Consider the following 545-nt stretch of genomic DNA (forward strand, 5'->3'; position numbering starts at 1 on the left):
CCGCATGGAAGGTCCGCCCGTTCGGGCTCGGGCAAGAGCTCGAGCTCGGCCGGATGGCGCCAGGCCATGCCGGAGGCGCCGCGAGCCTTCTGGAGCTTGCGGAGCATCTCCAGGGTCTGCATCAGCTCGCGGCTCCGCGCGGCGACCGTGCGGCGGTGGCGGTCCAGCTCGCGCTCGGCGGCGAAGGCCGCGTCGTCGTCATCGACCTCGTCGTCGCCGAGCATCGCGGCGAGGCGGTCCATCTGGGCCTCGGCGGCGGCCAGGAGCCGCGCCATCGCCTCCTCCTTCGTGGCCGGGGGCGCGGCGAAGGTCCGCCACTGCCGGCCCTGCTCGTAGACGCCGAACTCCTCGGCCCGGAGGCCGCGGAGGTAATGGGCGTAGATCTCCCGGCTGGCGCCGGCGAAGGCGACCTCGGCGGCGGCCATCACGGCGTTCAGGTCGAGGTCCCAGGAGAGGTCCGTGACCTTGCGGCCGTGGAGCCGGATGAACCGGTAGAAGTCGCCCACCAGCAGCTCCTTGCCGGCGACGAGGTAGGCGCGGATCGA

General features: G+C 73.2%; 1 protein-coding gene. It reads right to left on the minus strand.

Annotation, left to right across the window (positions count from 1 at the left end; genetic code table 11):
- On the minus strand, nucleotides 1–545 hold a 545-nt coding region (locus G6O54_RS37050; RefSeq protein ID WP_165236188.1), incomplete at both ends, for a hypothetical protein.

It is taken from the genome of Aquisphaera insulae (assembly GCF_011064615.1).
GTDB lineage: Bacteria > Planctomycetota > Planctomycetia > Isosphaerales > Isosphaeraceae > Aquisphaera > Aquisphaera insulae.